Consider the following 19,665-nt stretch of genomic DNA (forward strand, 5'->3'; position numbering starts at 1 on the left):
GCATCAGATACGTAACCTGACCTGATGCGACTGAAGTTGGGGTAGGCACATGTTCTTAGAATAGACGCCTCAGCGCGCTCAACAGACCATTATTTTTGCCCACTGAGCACGTCTTATCTTATTTGACACGCTATTTGCATTCGGCTTGACACAACCGTTTTTTTCCAACAAAGGCGGGTGCATCTTTGTACATGCTTCGGCGTATGGCCGTCAACGGCTGCTGGCCTACCCTGTTTTCGCATCTATTTTTGCTTGCTTTGCTTCTATGAAAGTGTTGTTTGCTGTCCCCTACCTCAATATTCTATTGGATGAGCGGACGCGGGTGCTCGAAACAGAATGGCTGGATTTTGCCAATAGCCAGCAGCTTCGTTCCTCGTTGATGGAAGCCTTACGCCTGGGGCGGCACCATCGGGTGCGGGGTTGGATCGGCAACAACGCCAAGATGCGAACTATTCGGCCTACCGATCAGGATTGGATGAATCAAGAGTGGTTTCCGGAGTTCACCAAGTTGGGCGTTGACCGCCTGGCAGTGGTGGTATCCAACGATGCGCTCAACCAAATGGGCATCGACAACATCCTGACTCGTGCCTCGGCTCACGTGCCCTTCGACACGAGGTATTTTGCCAGCGTGGACGACGCCCGCCGCTGGGCCGGCGAAAGCAACTAGAAATCAGATACCAAAACAAGAAGCGCCGGCGCGAATTATTTCGCGCCGGCGCTTCTTGTTTTGGTTAAGAAGATGTTTGAGCTCAACGAGACGCAACGAAGCGTCTCTACACCCTTCTAAGACGAGGGGGAGGCGGCTACAAAAATCAGCCGGGGAGCTGGGTTGTCGGTATCATATAGGCACAGCCGGTTGCCGCGCATCTCGTACGTCCGGACGTCTTGGAGTAGACTGAGGTAGCGCAGACCAAAATCAAGGGTTGAGTTATCGGCTTCCAGCATCGTCACAATCAGGCGCATGGTGCCGGCGAGCTGCGTACCGAACGAGGGCAGGCAGGTGCCTGTGCGGAGCTTGGCCTTGGCTGGTGCGGTGTCAGTAGGCAAGGCAGGGAGCAGGGCTTTATCGAGGTAGCGATGGTGCCGGGCCACGGGCTTCCCGTCCAACATACGCAGCTCCCATTGCACGGGAGTGGGCTTCCCCGTAAAGGTAGGGGCCACTTGGTCGCCCGTCCAAAACAGCCCAACTCCCAGGAAGGAGCAGGCACACAACAGTAGACGCGACGGTATAATCATAGAAATAAATAGTAAGACTGAATATTTTCCATGAACAAGAGCCCTGCTGTAGGCCAATGGTTGCAGGGCTAGGCGTAAACAGTAGTAACCGACTGGTTTCCAACTCAAAAAATTGTCTCGCCCGCTGGCAGCCCCTGAGCCGTCTCCACCGAAGGTGTAGTGCACACTACCCTGCGCGCTAGCATACGCGGATAGTCCGGCACTAGTTTATTCTGAAAGCTACGCTTGGTAGCTCAACGTAACCTCATTTGCTGAAAAGAGTATTGGGTAAGTAACTCTTTCTCATTCTATTCCCTCTGAAAACCATGAAAATTTCCATAAGTACCTTGTGCTTGCTACTGCTGGTTGGCTGGCTGAGCAGCTGCTCTTCCGTGAACGTGCAGGAAAAGCAGGGCGTCAACTTCAGCCGTTTCCGCACCTACGACTGGGCCAAGACCGACGTGAAAACCACTGGCGACGCCAACCCCATCTACAAAAGCAGCCTAGCCGACGAGATGATTCAGGGCGCCATCAGCCAAGAGTTGAACAATCGGGGTATCCGGCAGGTGAGCGGCAATGCCAAGCCGGATTTCTACATCACCTACCACCTCTATGTGGAAGACGCCGAGCGCACGGTTTCCAATCCGCCCGCCGCGGGCTTTGCCTACCCCTACGCCGTGTCGTACCGCGGGGGCTTCCTGCCCATCAACTATGGCTATTGGTACTCGCCGGCTTACTTCAATAACACCGGCTACCGCACCGAGCAGTACAAGGAAGGGACGATGATTGTGGACATCATCGACGCCAGCACCAACGACCTAGTATGGCGCGGCTCCATTGCCGACCCTGTGAACAACCCAGGCAGCTTTGGCAAACAGTTCTCCGAATCAGCACGTGATATTCTGGATAAATTCCCGGCGCAGAAATCATAATTTTCTAAGAGTAACCTCCACCGTAAAAGCCTCTTTCACTTGTTGAAAGGGGCTTTTTTGTATTTGCGAAATAGCCGCTTGAGTGGCGCGTACGAAGCTTTTGAAAAAGAAATTAGGTAAGCCGTTAAATCCGGTGCGTAGGAAGGCGTCGTAGGTGAGACCAGACTTGCAAGTGGTACTCTTCCAATTTAGACTCTCTCCTTCACCCTCATTTTCCTACCCCCTTCGTGATGAAAAAACAGTTGTTTTCCCTCGCCTTCGTGGCCCTGTTGGGCACTGCTTCCGCTACTTCTGCTTTGGCCCAGCAAGCCCAGCTTTCGCCCACTAGCGTGATGGTAGGCGGCCAGGCCATGCTACCCTCCAAGAACATTGTCGCCAACGCCGTGAACTCAGCCGACCACACCACGCTGGTAGCCGCTGTGAAGGCCGCTGGCCTGGTAGAAACCCTGCAAGGCAAAGGTCCTTTCACGGTGTTTGCCCCGGTGAACGATGCGTTTGAGAACCTGCCCGCCGGCACCGTAGAAACGCTGCTAAAGCCCGAGAACAAGGCTACCCTCACCAAAGTGCTGACCTACCACGTAGTAGCCGGCAACATGACGGCCGACAAAATTATGGCCGCTATCAAAGCCGGCAAGGGCAAAGCTTCGTTCAAGACCGTGAGCGGCGGCACGCTGACGGCCATGATGAACGGCCCCAAAAACGTGGTGCTGGTGGATGAAGCCGGCAACGTAGCCAGCATCTCCACCTACGACGTGATGCAAAGCAACGGTGTGATTCACGTAGTCGACAAGGTGCTGATGCCGAAATAATAACGGTCCCGCCTTTTACCATAACGGCCCGCTGTGCACTGCACAGCGGGCCGTTGGCTTTCGGAATAGCGAGTGAAAAAGCACCTTAGCCTTCCGCCGTGGGCGGGTGCTGGGGCTGTTGCCGAATCCAGTACAGCCACAGGCTAAAGATGCAGCCGTAGACCAGCACCGTGAGGATGCCATAATAATAGTTGAACGCTACAGCGTGGTAAGCATAATATTGATTCACGACCAACACGCCCACGCGCAGCAGGTTGAGCAGGTAGAGCCCGGCAATGCCCACCGGAATCAGCCACAACCGCGTGCGGGTAGGGCCAGGGTAGGCCAAGATAAAGCCCGCAAACAGCGCGTAGATAGCCAAGCCGTTGTAGGGCGAACCGATGTACACAAAGGGCCGCGTGTCCATGAGCACCAGCATGGGATTGGCCCCCACCGTAGCCGCAAAGCCCGCCACGCGCAACAGCACAGCACTACTGCCGGCCATGTTGGCCGTGAGCAGGGCATCGAGGCGGCCATCGGGGCCCAGCCATTGCTCGTAGCCAAAAAACCAGAGTAAATAGAGCCCAGCCGCCAGCAACAGAAAGCGGCGCCAGATGCCGGAATTAAACTTGGGAGCAGGAAAAAGCATAATTGGCAGGAATGCACGCCCGGAAAAAGCCGGTTGGCATTGCTTGAATGCAAAAGCCCCGCCAGATCGAATCAGGCCCCAGGTTAAATTGGAGTCAAACAAGATTTTTGCATTTTTTATAGCTCCGGTCATTCCGCCTGTATTCTTCATCTTAGCCTCAGGTAAATAGGCTTACCTTGCTCTACGGATGGCATTCACCATGCGGCTTTTCCTGCTGATTTTGCACCTATGAGCGCCACATCCTTCACCACCACCACCACTTCCGAACCACACCGGGGCCGGGGCCGACAGATCGTACAGGCGCATCCCGAGGTGAAACACCTGATGACCCGCACGCCGGCTACCCTGCTGGTGGCGTTGGCCTGCGTGGGGGCGCAGGTGGGGCTGGCCTACCTGCTACGCCAGCAGGCGTGGTACTGGGTGGTGCCGGTGGCTTACTTGGTAGGGGCTTTTTTCTCGCATACGCTGTTTGTCATTATTCACGAAGCAGCACACAATCTGGTGTTCAAGAAGCTGTGGCAAAACGTGGCGGTAGGTATTGTTGCCAATTTTCCTTCGGTGGTACCCACAGCTATTTCCTTCAAAAACTTCCATATCAAACACCATGTGTTTCAGGGCGTGCATGAGTTGGATGCCGACTTGCCCGATTGGTACGAGGCCAAGCTGATTCGCAACTACGCGCTAGGCAAAGCGGTGTGGCTGTTTTTCTTCCCGGTTTTCCAGGTGATTCGCACGTTCCGTTGCCGCGAGGTGGCGGCCGTAGACCGCTACGTGGTGGCCAACGTTGTGTGCCAGCTGGCATTTGATGTGGCGGTAGTGTACTTTCTGGGGTGGACGGCGCTGCTCTACCTGGCCCTCAGCTTCTGGTTTTCGGTGGGGCTGCACCCGCTGGGGGCGCGCTGGATTCAGGAGCACTACCTCACCCTGGATGCCAACCAGGAAACCTACAGCTACTACGGCCGCCTGAACGGCGTGAACCTGAACGTAGGATTCCACAACGAGCACCACGATTTGCCCAGCATTCCGTGGAACAACCTACCCAAGCTGAAGCAGGTAGCCCCCGAGTTCTACGAGCCGCTGCTGCACCACACGTCCTACACCAAGCTGTTTTTCCGCTTTCTATTTGATCAGGAAATCAGCCTCTACGCACGCTTGGTGCGCAAAGACCGTGGCCGCACCTCCCGCACCGGTTCGGTAGCGGAGCAGGTGTAGTACTGACCCTACCCTACTTCGTTGCGCAGCCTTAGCAGTGCCTGCTACCGATAGGGAAAGGTTTTGGCGGCGGGGCGCATGAGTTGCTTCACCAGCGCATCGGCGGTAGGCACGGTGGTGCTGCCCGTGCGCTCGTAATTAAAGCGCCAGACCATTTCCCCACTGCGACAGTCGTGCACCGTGAGGTTGGCTGTGGTGACGTTGCCGGTGAGCGGCCCGCCCAACAGCAAAGGCGTATTGCTGAGCAAATGCGCGGCCACGGCTACCCCGTTGGGCATGGGCTGGTAGAGCGTAGCCGCCCCCGACAGCACTGCGTCGACGCCCAGCGCCTGCTGCAACTCCGTCATAGAGTGCTCAAACAGATTATCATAGGTGATGCCGGCGGCGCGCAGACGCTGGTTGGTTTCGCGCACTGGCTGAAACGCTACGGAGTGGCTACCTTGCCCCTGCATGGTCTGCACCTGGTTGTGCAGGCAGCGTTGTAGTTCATAGGCCAGGGCTTCCCGCGCCTGCCGCTGACTTTCGGTCCACTGCTGCTGGCGCTGCGCTATTTGCTCGGGGGTAGGGTCGCTGGTGCCATGGTATAGAATGTCCTGCGTACGCAGGCGGTCCAGTTCCACCTCGAAGGGCAGAATGGCCACCGTGCGGTGCGTGGCCAGCACCGGCTGGTTTACGTCGCGGGTGGCGTAGGTGCGGGCGCCACACCCACTCAGCAACAAGCTGCTGAGCAGCAGGATATATAGTTTCGACATACCTGTGAGTTCTTACCCGGAAAAGCTTCACCTCTAACCGGGGGCAGATTGAGCAAGCAGAATGGAAATTACGGCAAAAGTTGTCAACGTGATGACTACTTGTGCGTTTACTTATATTAGAAGCAGCTAATTTTCTTTATTCTCTCTCTATTCACTTTGTTTCGCGTTATGGACAGTGGTCTGATTTTTCAACTCGCGTTTCTTATTCCCATCCTCTATCTGATAGCCGGGTTGGTGCTATTTGTACTGGCGGTGCGGGTACTTCTGGTTCTGCATACCTACCTCACGCTGAAGGTGCACCGAGAACAGGAACGGATGCAGTAACAATCGTCGTTGAAAGAATAACTGGCCGCGTTGGCCGTATCTCTTGTTGACTCACTATACTTCTTATGATACCTTCCTTCACACAACGGCGGGCGGGCCTGGTAGCGGGCCTACTAGCTGTGGTGCTGCTATTCGTGGGCTTTCAGGTGGCGCCCCAGGCCGATGGCTTTCTTCAGCAGCTGGTGCGCCAGCTCAACCGGTTCTATGCCGCCACCTTCCCCGAGAAAAGCTACCTGCACCTCGATAAAACCGTGTATGCCGCCGGCGAAACCGTGTGGCTGAAAGCCTACGTGGTGCAGGCCGGCAACCACCGCCCCGATACGTTGAGCCGGGTACTGTACGTAGACCTGCTCTCGCCCGATCAAGTGCTGGTGCGCCAGCAGCTCCTGCGCCTGCGCAACGGCACCGCCACCGGCGACATTCTGCTCCCCGACACCCTGGTACAGGGCCGCTACACGGTGCGTGCCTACACCAACTGGATGCGCAACACCAGTCCCGATTACTTTTACAATCAGCAGATTATGGTGTGGCACACGCCGCTAGATGCGGTGGCGCCCGCCATTGGAGAACGGCGCACGCGCGTATCGGGCAAAACAGCGGCAGCGCGCCTCACAGTGCAGTTTTTTCCGGAAGGCGGCAACCTGGTAAGTGGCCTGGAAAGCACGATTGGCTTCAAGGCCGTGGATGCTAACGGCCAAGGGGTAGACGTAACGGGTACTATTAAAGACGGACGCGGGCGCGATGTGGTGGCCTTCAAAAGCCAACACGCGGGCATGGGTCGGTTTCAGTTGAAGCCCGAGCCGGGACAGACGTACCAGGCCACGGTGCGGCAGTCGGGCGGCGCTTTCCTCACTACGCCCCTACCCACCGCACTGCCTACAGGCTTCACCATGAAGGTGATGGAGCTGAAAGACCAGATACAAGTGTACATTCAGCGCCAGGCTGGTACGGGCGCTGCTGCTGCCGAGGCCATTACGCTGGTGGCGCACGTGCGCGGGCAAGTGGCCTACGCCGGGCAGGGCCAGGTAGGCGCGGGCACCACGTTCAGTGCCCGCATTCCTAAAAGCCGCTTTCAGACCGGTGTGGCCCACTTCACCTTGTTTGATAGTCAAAACCAGGCGCGTTGCGAGCGGCTGGCGTTTGTGGGCGCCACCACGCCCGACCTGCGCATCACGCTGCAACCCGACAAAGCCCGCTACGCTCCTCGCGAGAAAGTGACCCTGCGTGTAGCTGTGGCCGATGCCGAAGGCAAACCCATGGCCGGGCAGTTTTCCTTGGCTGTGAATAATGCCCAGCTGGTGCCCGCCTCTATGGAACAGCGCACCATTCGCTCCTACCTATTGCTCACCTCGGAGCTGCGCGGCACCGTGGAAGAACCCGGCTATTATTTCACCAACCCTACCTACGATACCAACCTGGCTCTCGACAACCTGATGCTGACCCAGGGCTGGCGGCGGTTTGTGTGGAAGGAGCTGCTGGCCAACCGCCTCGGCAACTATCCCTACCCCCTGGAACAGAGCCTAAGTGTGAGCGGACAGGTGATGAATGGACAGCTATTGGGCAGCAAAGAAACCCCAGCCGCCAACGCCACCGTGCTGTTGCTGCGCTTCGGGGGTGAAAACCAACTCATGACCACCACCACCGACTCGGCGGGTCGCTTCTTTTTCAGTGGGTTTGCGGAGCAGGACACCAGCCGTCTGCTGGTGCGTGTGCAGCCTCAGAAAGGCCTGCGCAACCCCATCGTTAGGCTAGACCGGAAGGTGGCCGAGGGCACCAAAGATCTGCCTACCATCCCGTTGGAGGTGGGGTCGGCGGAGGAAGTGGCCTACCTGCGAAGCAGCAAGCGGCAGCAGGTGATGGAGCGCCAGTACAGCCCCGATGGCAAGCGCATTCTGCTCCAGAACGTGGATGTACGGGGCCGCCGCGAGGTTGCCGACGGCCGCCGCCTCTACTCCCGCGCCGATGCCGTGGTGCGCACCGCCGATATTCCGGCGGCCAATAGCTACACCAATATCCTGCAACTCATTCAGGGCCGGGTGGCGGGCGTGCAGGTGACGGGTAGCCCAACGAATATGAGTGTAGTCATTCGGGGGGTTAATTCCTTTTCGGGTAACAACTCGCCGCTGTTTATCATTGATGGCGTGCAGACAGACGCCAGCATTGTCAATTCAATTCCGGTGCAGGACGTGGAAAGCGTAGAAATCCTGAAAGGGGCGTCGGCGGCTATTTATGGCTCGCGGGGCGGCAATGGGGTTATTGCCATCTTCACCAAGCGCGGCAACCCCAACTACGACCCTGCAAACGACCCCTACGCGGCGTCGCCCATCGGCATGGCTACCTACGCGCTGCCGCGCTATTACCCCACGCGCGAGTTCTACCAGCCGCCCTACCAGAAACCCGGTGCCCAACTCCCGCCCGATGATACTCGTAGCGCCACGCTGTTTTGGGCACCCCAGATCGTAACGGACGCCAACGGCCAGGCCACCATCACCTTCTATACCTCCGACATTGGTGGCGAATACCGCCTCTCCTTAGAAGGCCTGACCAACAACGGCCTACCCGGCACCGGCTACGGCACCCTGGTAGTGACTGGGAAATAGGGTGTGAGTGTAGAAGTGTAGGAAGGTAAGGGAGTGAGGTAGAAAAAAAGGAGGTTGTCATCCTGAGCGTAGCGAAGGACCTTATGCCAGTTGAACGAGTCGTTGTTACGCTTGTCGTTCTGGCATGATAAGGTCCTTCGCAAGCTCAGGATGACAACCTCCTTTTTTTCTACCTCACTCCTCTACCTCCTACCCTTTTGCACTACTCCTACCCTATCTGCACCTTGGCCAACTCATCGTTGATGAAGGAAATATCTTCACCAGAAAGCTTTACATCACCAGCTTTGGCGTTTTGGGTGGCTTGGTCGGGGTTGCGGGCACCTACCAGGGCCACTGTGATGCCCGGCTGCGCAATGGTCCAGGCAATGACGAGTTGGGCCAATGTGGCGTGTTTGTCGTCGGCCAGGGGCTGTAGCGTGTGCAGGAAGGCGTTTACCTTCTCGATGTTGTCGGGCGTGAATAGCTTGTTGGTGGAGCGCAAGTCGCTGTCCTCGAACTTCTGCCCGGGCTTGAACTTGCCGGTTAGCAAGCCTAACTGCATAGGGCTATAGGCCAGAATAGCCTTGTTGTGCTCCTGGCAATACGGCACCAACTCCTGCTCGATACCACGCCGTAACATGCTGTACGGCACCTGGTTGGAAGCCAGCTCTATTGTTTTCTCCGCTTCGCGCATCTGCTCCACCGAGTAGTTGCTCACGCCTACGGCGCGCACTTTGCCCTGCTCCACTAGCTTGGCCACGGCCTCCATGGTGTCGTGGATGGGCGTAGTTACGTCGGGCCAGTGAATCTGGTACAGGTCGATGTAATCCGTACCGAGGCGCCGGAGGCTGTCCTCGCACTCCTTGATGATGCTTTCGGGGGCGGCGTATTTATACACGTCGATGTCCTGGCCCTCGTTGTTTTTGGTTTTCATGGCGAAGTCGCCTTTGGGCTCTTTCAAGTCCCAGCGCATGCCAAACTTGGTCAGGATCTGCACTTTGTCGCGAGGCAGGCTCTTGATGGCTTCACCCACAATCTGCTCGCTTAGGCCCTGTCCATAAATAGGGGCCGTGTCGATGCTGGTAACGCCATGCTCGTAGGCGGCATGAATGGCGCCCACGGCGTCGTTTTGCTCGGTACCGCCCCACATCCAGCCCCCAGCAGCCCAACTGCCAAACGTAATGGCCGACACATGCAGCCCGCTGTCACCTAATTCCCGGTATTCCATTTTTGAAATTCTATAGTTGATTTTATGAACAAAGGCTGACGGGCACGGCCTCCACTGCGTTGTGGACTGCCTGATTTCCGCCCGTCTCGCGAAAAAGCAATGGCCTACCTCACAAAAAATCAGCGCCAGACAGAAGCCCAGCGCTGATTAAAAAAGCAAGTAAGCCAGCGCGATTAGCGCATGGTAGTGGTACCGCTGGTGGTGCCCGAGGTAGTGCGCATCGTACCGCTCGTAGTGCCGGACGTGGTGCGCATGGTACCGCTGGTGGTACCTGAGGTAGTACGCATGGTGCCGCTCGTGGTGCCCGTACGACGACGGCCCGTGGTGGTCGTGCCCGTGGTGGTGCTCATCGTACCAGCCGTAGTGCCCGTGCGGCGACGGCCCGTGGTGGTAGTGCCGGCCGTAGTGCCCATGGTGCCGCTAGTGGTACCAGCGGTGGTGCCGTAGGTAGTGGTGCCCGTAGTGGCCGAAGTAGTTGTACCTGTGGTACCCGTAGTGGTGCCTGCGGTAGTACCTGCCGTGGTGCCGCCGGTGGTCATGGTGCCGGTGGTCATACCGCCAGTGGTCGTTTGAGCCGAGGCTACCGAGATACCACCAAGAAGAGCTGCTGCAAAAAGAATGACGCGTTTCATAAGAATCTGTTTTGAGGAAAGGATGGTAGAGATACTATAATCTCGTGTTCAGGCTCTTACGCGTAGCGCACAGCAGATGACTGAATATAATTTAGTGCTTATAAGAATCTATATTTATCTATATCAGGCAATTATCGCGGTGAACTACCACTACTACTGTGAGTTAGTACAGCTGCTGTTGGGCTCCAATTGCATAATTTAATCTCTGATAGACGCCGCGGCAGCCATTGCTTTTCGCCTGGGCAACCGGTTTCTTGCAGAACCCTAGCCCCTGCCCATGCGCCTGCTTCTTTGCTTCCTGGTGTGTTGCCTGCTACCCGCCCTACCCGGCGCAAGCCAGAGCCTGCCCGTGCTCGACCAAAATCCGCCCGATTTGCGCTGGCAGGAGGTGCGCACCCCGCATTTCCGGCTGCTCTACCCCCGCGGCCTCGACTCAGCCGCCCAGCGCACGGCACACCGGCTGGAGCAAGTGCAGCAGCCCGGCACAGCCTCGTTGGGTGTGGTACCCCGGCACCTGCCTATTGTGTTGCAAAATCAGACGACCATCAGCAACGCCTTCGTCACGTTTCTGCCCCGGCACGCCGAGTTCTTCACCACACCCGAACAGGGCCAGGCCCTGGGCACTATGGACTGGCTGGATGGCCTAGTGCTGCACGAATACCGCCATGTGGGGCAATTCGACAAAGCCCGACAGGGAATAGGGCGCCTGCTGGTGCCCCTGCTCGGCGACCAGGGCCTGGGCGTGGGCGCGGTGGGTGTACCGCAGTGGTTTTTTGAGGGCGATGCCGTAGGCAGTGAAACCGCCCTTAGCCGTAGTGGCCGGGGCCGCGTACCGTATTTTGGGGTAGGGATGCGCGCTAACCGCCTGGCCGGCCGCCACTTTGGTTACCAAAAGGCCGTGAATGGCTCCTTCCGCTACAACGTGCCCAACTGGTACGTGCTGGGCTACTACATGACCTCCTATCTGAAAACGCACTACGGCCCCAACGTATGGGCCTCGGTGCTGGACAAGTACTACCATTTTCCCTTTTACCCGTTTTCATTCTCCAACAGCATCCGGCGCACTACGGGCCTGCGTGTGGAAGACCTTTACCAGCGCACCATGCACGAGTTGGACTCTACCTGGCAAGCTGGCCAGCAAAATCTGGCTATTACGCCGGGTAGGGAGTTTCGGGTGAAGGCCGAGGAACGCGTGTTTACGCAATACGAATATCCGCAGTACGTAACCGACAGCAGCGTGCTGGCTATGAAAACCGGCTTGGGCACCATTGCCCAGTTGGTGTTGCTGCGCCGCCACGCGCCCGAGCAAAAGATATTTGTGCAGGGCCTGACCAACGTACCCGAGATGCTATCAGTAGGCGGCGGCAAGGTGGTGTGGCCCGAGTACCGCTACGACCCGCGCTGGCGGCAGCGCGTGTACTCTGAGCTGCGCATCCTAGACTTGAGCACCGGCCGGCTCACGCACCTCACCAAGCGCCGCTACACGGCCGCTGCCCTCTCGCCCGATGGCCGGCAGTTGGTGGTAACGCTCACCGATTCGTCCTACCATCATTCCCTGCGGATTGTGGACGTAGCCTCCGGACGCGAGGTGCGCATCTTACCTAACCCGCGCAACGATTTCTACCAGCAGCCCCGCTGGCTACCCGATGGCCGCGTGGTGGCCGTGGCCCTGCGCCGCGCCGGCAAAACCCTTACGGTACTGGACCCCACCACTGGCCAGGAGCAGGATTTGTTGCCCGTTGCCAACATCAACCTCACCAATCCGCAGCCTTGGGGCGAATTTGTGCTTTACAACTCGCCGCAGTCGGGGATTGATAATATATATGCTGTGAGCCGACGCACGGGCCAGACTTGGCAAGTGACTTCGCGGCCCGTAGGTGCCTACCACGCCGCGGTTTCGCCGGATGGTCAGCGTTTGGCCTTCCACGAATTCCAGGCCACGGGCAGCCGCGTACTGGAAATGCCGCTAGATACCACCACTTGGCGCGCTCTACCCACACCCGCTACCACGGCTGTGCTTTCGGACCCTTACGCGGCGCAGCTAAGCGCCCAGGAGCCGGCCGCTGCATTAGTTCGGCCATTGCTGGTAAGGCCCGACTCGGCCACCACGCCTTACCCGGTGCGGCCGTATTCGCCGCTGCGGCACGCGTTCAACGTGTTTGGCTGGGGCGTGGTGCAAAGCCCTACCGGCAACAGCGTGAACGTGGGCGTGCGCTCCCAGGACTTGCTGAACACCACCCAGGCCCAGGTAGGGGTAGGCTACAACCAGGCCGAGCGCACGGCTAACGTGTTCGGCGGCCTCAGCTACCAGGGCCGCTACCCCGTGCTCGACCTGAGCGTAGAGCACGGCGGCCGCAACACCGGCGTGTACGTCGACCGCAGAACGCCCCTCGACAGCCTCGTACGTGACCGATGGAACTACACCCGCCTCACCGTGGGCGGCCGCCTACCCCTTACACTCACGCGCTCCAAGTACCTGCAAGCCCTCACGCTCAGCGCCTACTACCTCCGCGAGCAAGTGAACGGCTACGACCTGCCCCTCCGCTACCGCACCGACCCCGCACCCGACCGGCCTGTAAATGCCGTACAAACCTCCCTCAGCTACGTCCGCCAGCTCAAGCTCTCGGCCCGCGATGTGGCCCCGCGCTGGGGCGGCTCGTTGTTGGCTACCTGGCGCACCACACCGTTTGGCGCGGGTTTGAATGCGGCGCAGTTCGGCACGCAGGCCAGCGTGTTTTTGCCCGGCATCGGGCGGCACCACGCTATCCGGCTGCGCGGCGGCTACCAGTGGCAGCAGCAACGCGAGTACCAATTCAGCCCCAGCATCTTCTTTCCGCGTGGTATCGGCTACGTGAGCTTCGACCGCCTGTGGGTAGGCACCACCGAGTATGCCCTACCTCTGGCATTTGTGCACTGGTCGGTGGGCCGGGTGCTCTACGTGCAGCGCCTACGCGCCACGGCCTTTATGGATGTAGCCCACGGCGAAAGCCGCTCTCTCACCACTGGTGCACTCATCCAACGCGACTACCGCACGGTAGGCGTCGATGGGGCTGTGCTATTTAATGCGTTGCACCTACGCACGCCGTTCGAGCTGGGCGCTCGTTTTGTATACAATCCGCGCACTCGCCAGGCGTCCTTCTCTCCGCTGGTCTTCAATATTCAGATATGAGTTTAAGGTAGGAGGGTGTGGAGGTAAGAAGCGTGTCATCCTGAGCTTGCGAAGGACCTTCTCACGCCAGAACGAGTCGTTGTTACGAGTATCTTTCATGCGTGAGAAGGTCCTTCGCAAGCTCAGGATGACACACTTACTTCCTCACTCGCTTACCCCTCCCATGGTTTAAAAGGATGACCACCGGTAGCCAGCTGATGCAACACGCTAATCACGCGCTTGCTGCGAGTTTCAGTGCGTTTGGCGCTTTCGATATGGTAGGCTAAGGCGCGTTTGGTGCCGGGCGTCAGGCGCTCGAAGGCAGCTTTGGCTTCGGGCCAACTACTTAGGCCTTCGGCTAACTCCTCAGGCAGGTCTACCTGGTTGGGGGTAGGGTCGGGGCTGATACTGACGGTTACTTCGTCGCCGGAGCGCAGACTTAGTTCTGTTAGCAGGGCTTGGTTCAGCATCAGGTACCGCTCGCCCGATTTCAACGGGTGCAGGCCCAAACGCACGGTATGGTCCCGTAGTGCTACCACCACGCGCTTCACTGCTTTGCCGCCCAGTGCCTCTATCACCTCCACGGGCACAACAAGCACTTGCATCGGCATGAAGCTGGGGCCGCCGGGTTGCATTACGGCGCGGAAGGTAATGGGCGTAGCCATCGGTGACGGGGGTAGCAGATGGGGTAAATAGGTAAGCGTGGGAAAGCCCACCGCTCCGGCTTTGGTCGGCCGCGCTGCTTCAGCAGGCAAACTTTTCGCTTTCAAACTACTTATTCATCGGAAAGAAAGCACACGAATATGAAAGTAGAAATCTGGTCTGATATCATGTGTCCGTTTTGCTACATCGGTAAGCGGAAGTTTGAAGCCGGTCTGGCTGAGTTTGCCCACGCCGACGCGGTGGAAGTACAGTGGCACAGCTTCGAGCTGGACCCCAACATGCAGCACACGCCCGGCCAAACCATTCATGAGCTGCTGGCCGAGCGCAAGGGCGTATCGGTGGCCCAGGGCAAGCAGATGAACGACCACATGGCCGGCATTGCCGCCGAGGTAGGGCTACAGTATGATTTCGACCGCGTTATCCCCACCAACACGTTTTTGGCGCACCGCTTCCTACACCTAGCTGCCGCTCAGGGCAAGGGCAACGAAGCCGAAGAACGCGTATTTGCGGCCTACTTCACCGAGGGCAAAGATATAGGCGACCTCGACACGCTGGCTCAACTCGGCGCCGACCTTGGCCTGGACGCCGCCGAGGTAAAAGCTACCCTCCAAACCGACGCCTACGCCCAGCAAGTGCGCTACGACGAGTACCAAGCCCAGCAAATCAACGTACGCGGCGTGCCCTACTTCGTTTTCGATGATAAATACGCCGTGTCGGGCGCCCAGCCGGCCGAGCTGTTTCAGGAAGTATTGGAGAAAGTGTGGGAGGAAAACCATCCTGCCCCTACCCTGGTAGCTGGTCAGGACGGCGCGGCGTGCGATGTGGACGGCAACTGTTAGGTTTCTAAGCAACTGTTTAGAGTAACCACTGCACAATGTAGAGACGCATACTTGCGTCTCGCCGTTGAACGATACGGGTAGCTGTCGTTCAACGATGAGACGCAAGTATGCGTCTCTACATCATTCTAACTACCTTTTAGCTAACTTAAATAGCCTCTTAGACCGTCATGGCTCCTACCTTCTTCAACCAAGGCTTTCAGCGCAAGAGGCCCAGCAACCACAAGCTGCCGCCCGGCCAGTACGAAACCCAGGATTTCCCAGTGCTTTCGGCAGGCCCCACCCCGCGCATTGCGCTGGAAAAATGGACGCTTACGCTGGAAGGACTAGTGGAAGAACCCAAAAAATGGAGCTGGCAGGAGTTCAACGCCCTACCCCAGCAGGACTTCAACCCCGATATTCATTGCGTCACACAATGGTCGAAGTTTGATACCAAGTGGCGGGGCGTGAGTTTGGACACGCTACTGGAGCACGTGCAGCTACGGCCGGAAGCCCGCTACGTAATGGCCACGTCGTACGGCGGTTACACCACCAACCTACCCTTAGCTGATTTACGCGAGGGAAAGGCCTTCATCGGCCTCACCTACGACGGCCAGCCCCTAACGCCCGAGCACGGTGGCCCCGCCCGCCTGGTGGTGCCGCACCTCTATTTTTGGAAAAGTGCCAAGTGGATTACCAGCCTACGCTTTATGGCCGAAGATGAGCCAGGCTTCTGGGAACGCGCCGGCTACAGCATGTACGGCGACCCGTGGAAGGCCCAGCGCTACGCCGACGACGATGAGTAGGTTGGACTGGCAGCTGGCCACCGTCACGGCCATTCACGCCGAAACGCCCCGCGTGAAAACCTTCACGCTCAGCCTACCCCATTGGACGCCGCACCTAGCCGGCCAGCACTACACCCTGCGCCTCACCGCCCCCGACGGCTATCAGGCCGAGCGCAGCTACTCCGTGGCCTCCCCACCCGAGCAACCCGACGAGATTGAGCTGACAGTAGAAGCCGTGGAGGAAGGCGAAGTATCGGGCTATTTATTTGAAGGGGTAGGGGTAGGCGACCAGCTAGAGGTGCGCGGCCCGATTGGTGGCTACTTCGTGTGGCGCGCAACGGCCGCGGCCCGGCCGCTGCTCCTTGTTGCCGGCGGCTCAGGCATAGTGCCGCTGATGGCCATGCTGCGCCACCGCCAGCGTGCGATGTTACGCAACCCCACGGTGCTGCTGTTTAGCATCCGCACGCCGGAAGAGGTTATTTATCAACAGGAACTGGAAGCAATGGCTGCCACCGACGCTACCTTTACCCTGCTACTGGACTATACCCGCCAAGCCCCCAGCGGCTGGTCGGGCTACCGCCGCCGCATCGATAAAACGTTGCTGGCAGAGGTAATAGAGCAATTTACCGCGCCACCCGAGTGCTACGTATGCGGCCCTACGGGCCTAGTAGAAAGCGTAGCCACTGGCTTACAGGATCTAGGCCTACCCGCCGAGGACATCAGAACCGAGCGGTTTGGGCCGACGGGCGGGTAATAACAATTGCCTGCCATCCTGAACATTCCGCGCATCAAGCGGCGACGAAGGTCCTTCTCCCGCTAGAACAACAGGCGTATCAACGACTCGTACTCACGCGAGAAGGTCCTTCGTCGCCGCTTGATGCGCGGAGTGTTCAGGATGACAGCTTCAGAAGGGACTTACAAAGTCCTTCAGCAGCGGCAGCACCTGGTCTTTGGCTGACACGGTAGCATCCGTCACGCCCCAGTCAATACCTAGTGCGGGGTCGTTCCAACGTAGGCCACCTTCTGCTTGCGGGGCATAGTAGTTGGTGCACTTATAGAGAAACAACGTATTGTCTTCCAGCGCCGTGAAGCCGTGGGCGAAGCCTACCGGCACGTAGAGCATATTGTAGCGCTCGGCATCTAGCTCCACGGCTATGTGCTGGCCGTAGGTAGGCGAGTCTTTGCGGATGTCCACTATCACATCGAGGGCGCGGCCGGCTGCCACGCGCACCATCTTGGCCTGCGCAAAGGGTGGCGCCTGAAAGTGCAGCCCACGTACCACACCCCGGTCGGAGCGCGACTGGTTGTCCTGTACCCAGTCGCCGGTGATGCCGGCGGCCGTCATCTTCTCCGCGCTGAACGACTCAAAGAATGCCCCGCGGGCATCACCAAACACGCGAGGCAGTACCTCTACCACGTCCGCAATATTGAAGTACTTAAATTCCATGTATCACTAATTAAGCAGTAAGAACAGCCTTTTCTTCAGGCCGCGAAATTTAGGTTGTCTGGCGCCGCGTCACGTCGGCCACAATGCGTAGGTATTTGTCCAGCACCAGTTGCTCATCGAACTTTTGCTCGGCTAGCTGGCGGCTGGCGCGACCCATTTGAGCTAGGTCGGCATCAGAGAGTTGTTGTACTTGTAGCATCTTCTCGGCTAGGTCGGCGGCGTCGCGTACTTGGCAGAGCAGGCCGTTGTGGCCGTGCACCACGGTTTCGCGGCAGCCGGGCACGTCGGTTGTTACAATGGGCTTGCCCATAGCGGCGGCTTCGAGCAGGGTTTTGGGTGTGCCTTCGCGGTAACTGGGCAGTACCACGCAATCGGCTTCGCGTATGAGGGCAGCTACGTCGTCGGAAGTGCCCAGATACTCGATATTGCCAGCTTGCAGCCACTGCTCGAAGATGACGCGTTTCACGCCTACTCCTCCACTCTCATCGATACCACCCAGCAGTTGCACCCGCGTGCCGGGCACGGCCTGGCGCACTAGCCGCGCCGCTTCAAAATATTCTTCGACGCCTTTCTCATAGAGCACCCGCGCAATCATCAAAAACGTGAAAGGCGTGTTGCGCGTGAATTCAGGAGCGGGCTGAAACCGCTGTATGTCTACCCCTGAGCCGGGTAGTAAATCGGTGATGCCGGGCGCTACCAGCCGGTATTGCAGGAACAGCTGGCGGTCGTCGCCGTTCTGGAAAAACACCCGCTTCGGAAACCGAAACGCAAACCGGTAGAGCCCTAGCGCCACCCGGCTCACCAGGTTGCGCACGATAAACACCGTGCCCAGCCCCGACACGTTGTTGACGCTGGGAATGCCCGCCAGCTTGGCGGCCAGCGTGCCGTAGATATTGGGCTTGATGGTGTAGTGCAGCACCACATCGGGCCGCTCGCGGCGGTAGATACGGTAAAAGCGCTGCGTGAGCTGGGCGTCCTTGGCGGGGTTGGTGCCTTTGTTTTCCATCAGCACCGGCACGTAGCGGCAACCTAGCTCGGTTTCCAGGCGCTGCGAGTAGTCGTCGGGGGGCGCAATGGCCAGCACCTCGTGGCCGGCGGCTTGCAGGGCTTTCACCAGACTACGCCGGAAGTTCCAGATGTTCCAGGAGGTATTGATAACGATAGCAACGCGCATGCAGGCAGGGTGGTTTGGGCGCAAAGGTAGGATGCAGAATGGCATCGTGTCCGCCCAAACAATTATTACACCACTACCACCCCATTACTTCCTTTCAGCCCTACTTATCCAACGACTGAAACCAGGGTAGCACGTTCAGCATCATCGGGGCAATGCTGGTGCGGTGCATGCCGCCCTGAATGGGAATAAACTCCACGTTGGCAGCACCGGCCGCCTGAAAACGCTTGAACGTTGTTTCGGATGTCTGGTAGAAAACCGACTCGTCGGCGGTGCCGTGGAACAGGCGCGTGGGGCTTTTAGGCACCCAGGTCAGGAAGCTGTTGTCGCGGAGCTTTTGCCGCAGGTCGGCTTCGCCGGTGCCATTTTGCAGATTGGTGTAGAACGCGGGGGCAAACAATTCCGCAGGTTTCGTAGTCAGGCTGGCGTCAATTTCATCCAGCGCTTTGGAGCCATCTAGTAGGCCGGGCAGCCTACCCGCGTAGGGTTGCTGGAAGAAATCCGTCAGCGGCCGATTCCAGCCATAGGTGGTGTTGTAGGCTTGCAGGATAAACGCCAAAAATGCCGGGGTAGCGTAGGTGGGCGTGGTGGCGATGCCCGTGAGCATTTCTGGCAGATCGTAGCCACCGGCGCCGGCAGCCACAGCCGTGAGCGTGAGGTTGTGGGCCGTAGTAGTTTCGATTTCCTTTTGTGCGGCCATCGTGACGTACCCACCCTCGGAGTAGCCTACTAAAAACAGGTGGTCGTTGAGCGCTGTCTGCTGGCTTTGTAGGTAATACTGTGTTGCCTTCAGCATATCTACCACGGCAGCGGCCGAGGCAGGCTGATCGAAGTAAGGATGGAAGATATTGTCGGAAGCGCCAAAGCCAATGAAGTCTGGAATGACGGTAGCAAAGCCCGCCCCAGCAAACAGCTCAAAGCCACTGAAGGAATTCGGGAAGTTGGAAGGCGCATCGGCCAAGCGGAAGATAGTACCGTGCTGAGCGCTCAGCAACGCGGGTGGCTTGGGCGTATTCAGCGGTACCCCTACCAGCCCCGAGGCCTGAATTTCCTTGCCTTGAAACGTTGTCTTATAGATGAGCTTGTAAAACGTCACATCGTACTGCACATATTGGGCATAGTTACCGAAACCGGCCGATGCGGCCGCCGCCTGCAACAGCGTTTTGGGTGCCGTCACAATCTTGGTGGCCGACACAAACAGGTCTTGCCCACTGGCTGGCGCTGGCTGCGGATCATCGGAAGTAGACTGGCAACCCGCCAGCAGCAACAGCAACCATAGCAGGAGCAACCGGCCCGAAGAGTACGTAGTTGGTTTCGAAATCATA

Annotated in this window: 19 protein-coding genes; 10 read left to right on the plus strand and 9 right to left on the minus strand. The window is 58.3% G+C overall.

Features of this window, described 5'->3' with window-relative positions; all coding sequences use genetic code 11:
• The first annotated feature begins 265 nt into the window (after window positions 1-265).
• Complete coding sequence (locus J4D97_RS05015) at window positions 266-667, plus strand: hypothetical protein (RefSeq protein WP_185281536.1); 402 nt, start codon at window positions 266-268, stop codon at window positions 665-667.
• 116 nt (window positions 668-783) lie between these two features.
• Here the strand turns inward: J4D97_RS05015 and J4D97_RS05020 are convergent, their stop codons facing one another.
• Complete coding sequence (locus J4D97_RS05020) at window positions 784-1,236, minus strand: hypothetical protein (RefSeq protein ID WP_208306636.1); 453 nt, start codon at window positions 1,234-1,236, stop codon at window positions 784-786.
• Between the two features lie 305 nt (window positions 1,237-1,541).
• Here J4D97_RS05020 and J4D97_RS05025 point away from each other — a divergent pair, with 305 nt between their 5' ends.
• Together J4D97_RS05025 and J4D97_RS05030 are read left to right on the plus strand one after the other, a co-directional pair.
• A complete protein-coding gene (locus tag J4D97_RS05025) occupies window positions 1,542-2,147 on the plus strand; it encodes a DUF4136 domain-containing protein (protein ID WP_185281538.1) in 606 nt (201 codons plus the stop codon).
• 230 nt (window positions 2,148-2,377) lie between these two features.
• On the plus strand, window positions 2,378-2,956 hold the full coding sequence (locus J4D97_RS05030) for a fasciclin domain-containing protein (RefSeq protein ID WP_208306637.1): 579 nt from the start codon (window positions 2,378-2,380) through the stop codon (window positions 2,954-2,956).
• 85 nt (window positions 2,957-3,041) lie between these two features.
• Here the strand turns inward: J4D97_RS05030 and xrtX are convergent, their stop codons facing one another.
• A complete protein-coding gene (xrtX, locus tag J4D97_RS05035; RefSeq protein WP_185281540.1) occupies window positions 3,042-3,584 on the minus strand; it encodes an exosortase X in 543 nt (180 codons plus the stop codon).
• 228 nt (window positions 3,585-3,812) lie between these two features.
• Between xrtX and J4D97_RS05040 the strand changes: the two genes are divergently transcribed.
• On the plus strand, window positions 3,813-4,796 hold the full coding sequence (locus J4D97_RS05040) for a fatty acid desaturase (RefSeq protein WP_208306638.1): 984 nt from the start codon (window positions 3,813-3,815) through the stop codon (window positions 4,794-4,796).
• Between the two features lie 44 nt (window positions 4,797-4,840).
• Here J4D97_RS05040 and J4D97_RS05045 read toward each other — a convergent pair whose 3' ends face one another.
• Window positions 4,841-5,548, minus strand: a complete 708-nt coding sequence (locus J4D97_RS05045) for a hypothetical protein (protein WP_208306639.1) — start codon at window positions 5,546-5,548, stop codon at window positions 4,841-4,843.
• Window positions 5,549-5,704: 156 nt separating this feature from the next.
• On the opposite strand from J4D97_RS05045, the gene J4D97_RS05050 reads away from it, so the two are divergent.
• Together J4D97_RS05050 and J4D97_RS05055 are read left to right on the plus strand one after the other, a co-directional pair.
• Complete coding sequence (locus J4D97_RS05050; RefSeq protein WP_208306640.1) at window positions 5,705-5,872, plus strand: hypothetical protein; 168 nt, start codon at window positions 5,705-5,707, stop codon at window positions 5,870-5,872.
• Between the two features lie 65 nt (window positions 5,873-5,937).
• A complete protein-coding gene (locus tag J4D97_RS05055) occupies window positions 5,938-8,472 on the plus strand; it encodes a TonB-dependent receptor plug domain-containing protein (protein WP_208306641.1) in 2,535 nt (844 codons plus the stop codon).
• A 208-nt stretch (window positions 8,473-8,680) separates the two neighbouring features.
• Here the strand turns inward: J4D97_RS05055 and J4D97_RS05060 are convergent, their stop codons facing one another.
• Entirely contained in the window at window positions 8,681-9,679 is a 999-nt protein-coding gene (locus J4D97_RS05060; protein WP_208306642.1) for an aldo/keto reductase, read from the minus strand.
• 173 nt (window positions 9,680-9,852) lie between these two features.
• Window positions 9,853-10,311, minus strand: a complete 459-nt coding sequence (locus J4D97_RS05065) for a hypothetical protein (RefSeq protein WP_185281546.1) — start codon at window positions 10,309-10,311, stop codon at window positions 9,853-9,855.
• A 277-nt stretch (window positions 10,312-10,588) separates the two neighbouring features.
• Here J4D97_RS05065 and J4D97_RS05070 point away from each other — a divergent pair, with 277 nt between their 5' ends.
• Entirely contained in the window at window positions 10,589-13,480 is a 2,892-nt protein-coding gene (locus J4D97_RS05070; RefSeq protein ID WP_208306643.1) for a TolB family protein, read from the plus strand.
• Window positions 13,481-13,632: 152 nt separating this feature from the next.
• Here the strand turns inward: J4D97_RS05070 and J4D97_RS05075 are convergent, their stop codons facing one another.
• On the minus strand, window positions 13,633-14,124 hold the full coding sequence (locus J4D97_RS05075) for a YdeI/OmpD-associated family protein (protein WP_208306644.1): 492 nt from the start codon (window positions 14,122-14,124) through the stop codon (window positions 13,633-13,635).
• Between the two features lie 138 nt (window positions 14,125-14,262).
• Here J4D97_RS05075 and J4D97_RS05080 point away from each other — a divergent pair, with 138 nt between their 5' ends.
• The 3 genes from J4D97_RS05080 to J4D97_RS05090 all read left to right on the plus strand — a co-directional run bounded on the left by J4D97_RS05080 (window position 14,263) and on the right by J4D97_RS05090 (window position 16,476).
• Window positions 14,263-14,961 carry a DsbA family oxidoreductase gene (locus J4D97_RS05080; protein ID WP_208306645.1) on the plus strand — a complete coding sequence of 233 codons (699 nt, stop codon included), beginning with the start codon at window positions 14,263-14,265 and terminating at the stop codon, window positions 14,959-14,961.
• A gap of 167 nt (window positions 14,962-15,128) precedes the next feature.
• Window positions 15,129-15,743, plus strand: a complete 615-nt coding sequence (locus J4D97_RS05085) for a sulfite oxidase-like oxidoreductase (protein ID WP_208306646.1) — start codon at window positions 15,129-15,131, stop codon at window positions 15,741-15,743.
• Entirely contained in the window at window positions 15,736-16,476 is a 741-nt protein-coding gene (locus tag J4D97_RS05090; protein ID WP_208306647.1) for a ferredoxin reductase, read from the plus strand. Before J4D97_RS05085 ends, J4D97_RS05090 begins: the two co-directional genes overlap by 8 nt.
• 150 nt (window positions 16,477-16,626) lie before the next feature.
• On the opposite strand, the gene rfbC is transcribed toward J4D97_RS05090, so the two are convergent.
• From rfbC to J4D97_RS05105, 3 genes are all read right to left on the minus strand, one after another.
• Entirely contained in the window at window positions 16,627-17,169 is a 543-nt protein-coding gene (rfbC, locus tag J4D97_RS05095; protein WP_208306648.1) for a dTDP-4-dehydrorhamnose 3,5-epimerase, read from the minus strand.
• 49 nt (window positions 17,170-17,218) lie between these two features.
• A complete protein-coding gene (locus tag J4D97_RS05100; RefSeq protein ID WP_208306649.1) occupies window positions 17,219-18,343 on the minus strand; it encodes a glycosyltransferase family 4 protein in 1,125 nt (374 codons plus the stop codon).
• Between the two features lie 100 nt (window positions 18,344-18,443).
• Window positions 18,444-19,664, minus strand: a complete 1,221-nt coding sequence (locus J4D97_RS05105; protein ID WP_208306650.1) for an alpha/beta hydrolase family protein — start codon at window positions 19,662-19,664, stop codon at window positions 18,444-18,446.
• Window position 19,665 lies beyond the last annotated feature (1 nt).

Origin of the sequence: Hymenobacter defluvii (genome assembly GCF_017589435.1) — a bacterium.
GTDB classification, from domain to species: domain Bacteria; phylum Bacteroidota; class Bacteroidia; order Cytophagales; family Hymenobacteraceae; genus Hymenobacter; species Hymenobacter profundi.

Excerpts from the sequence above, each read along its gene's own strand:
- J4D97_RS05015 (WP_185281536.1), top strand. The coding sequence starts at position 266 with ATGAAAGTGTTGTTTGCTGTCCCCTACCTCAATATTCTATTGGATGAG.
- J4D97_RS05020 (WP_208306636.1), bottom strand. The coding sequence starts at position 1,236 with ATGATTATACCGTCGCGTCTACTGTTGTGTGCCTGCTCCTTCCTGGGA.
- J4D97_RS05025 (WP_185281538.1), top strand. The coding sequence starts at position 1,542 with ATGAAAATTTCCATAAGTACCTTGTGCTTGCTACTGCTGGTTGGCTGG.
- J4D97_RS05030 (WP_208306637.1), top strand. The coding sequence starts at position 2,378 with ATGAAAAAACAGTTGTTTTCCCTCGCCTTCGTGGCCCTGTTGGGCACT.
- xrtX (WP_185281540.1), bottom strand. The coding sequence starts at position 3,584 with ATGCTTTTTCCTGCTCCCAAGTTTAATTCCGGCATCTGGCGCCGCTTT.
- J4D97_RS05040 (WP_208306638.1), top strand. The coding sequence starts at position 3,813 with ATGAGCGCCACATCCTTCACCACCACCACCACTTCCGAACCACACCGG.
- J4D97_RS05045 (WP_208306639.1), bottom strand. The coding sequence starts at position 5,548 with ATGTCGAAACTATATATCCTGCTGCTCAGCAGCTTGTTGCTGAGTGGG.
- J4D97_RS05055 (WP_208306641.1), top strand. The coding sequence starts at position 5,938 with ATGATACCTTCCTTCACACAACGGCGGGCGGGCCTGGTAGCGGGCCTA.
- J4D97_RS05060 (WP_208306642.1), bottom strand. The coding sequence starts at position 9,679 with ATGGAATACCGGGAATTAGGTGACAGCGGGCTGCATGTGTCGGCCATT.
- J4D97_RS05065 (WP_185281546.1), bottom strand. The coding sequence starts at position 10,311 with ATGAAACGCGTCATTCTTTTTGCAGCAGCTCTTCTTGGTGGTATCTCG.
- J4D97_RS05070 (WP_208306643.1), top strand. The coding sequence starts at position 10,589 with ATGCGCCTGCTTCTTTGCTTCCTGGTGTGTTGCCTGCTACCCGCCCTA.
- J4D97_RS05075 (WP_208306644.1), bottom strand. The coding sequence starts at position 14,124 with ATGGCTACGCCCATTACCTTCCGCGCCGTAATGCAACCCGGCGGCCCC.
- J4D97_RS05080 (WP_208306645.1), top strand. The coding sequence starts at position 14,263 with ATGAAAGTAGAAATCTGGTCTGATATCATGTGTCCGTTTTGCTACATC.
- J4D97_RS05085 (WP_208306646.1), top strand. The coding sequence starts at position 15,129 with ATGGCTCCTACCTTCTTCAACCAAGGCTTTCAGCGCAAGAGGCCCAGC.
- J4D97_RS05090 (WP_208306647.1), top strand. The coding sequence starts at position 15,736 with ATGAGTAGGTTGGACTGGCAGCTGGCCACCGTCACGGCCATTCACGCC.
- rfbC (WP_208306648.1), bottom strand. The coding sequence starts at position 17,169 with ATGGAATTTAAGTACTTCAATATTGCGGACGTGGTAGAGGTACTGCCT.
- J4D97_RS05100 (WP_208306649.1), bottom strand. The coding sequence starts at position 18,343 with ATGCGCGTTGCTATCGTTATCAATACCTCCTGGAACATCTGGAACTTC.
- J4D97_RS05105 (WP_208306650.1), bottom strand. The coding sequence starts at position 19,664 with ATGATTTCGAAACCAACTACGTACTCTTCGGGCCGGTTGCTCCTGCTA.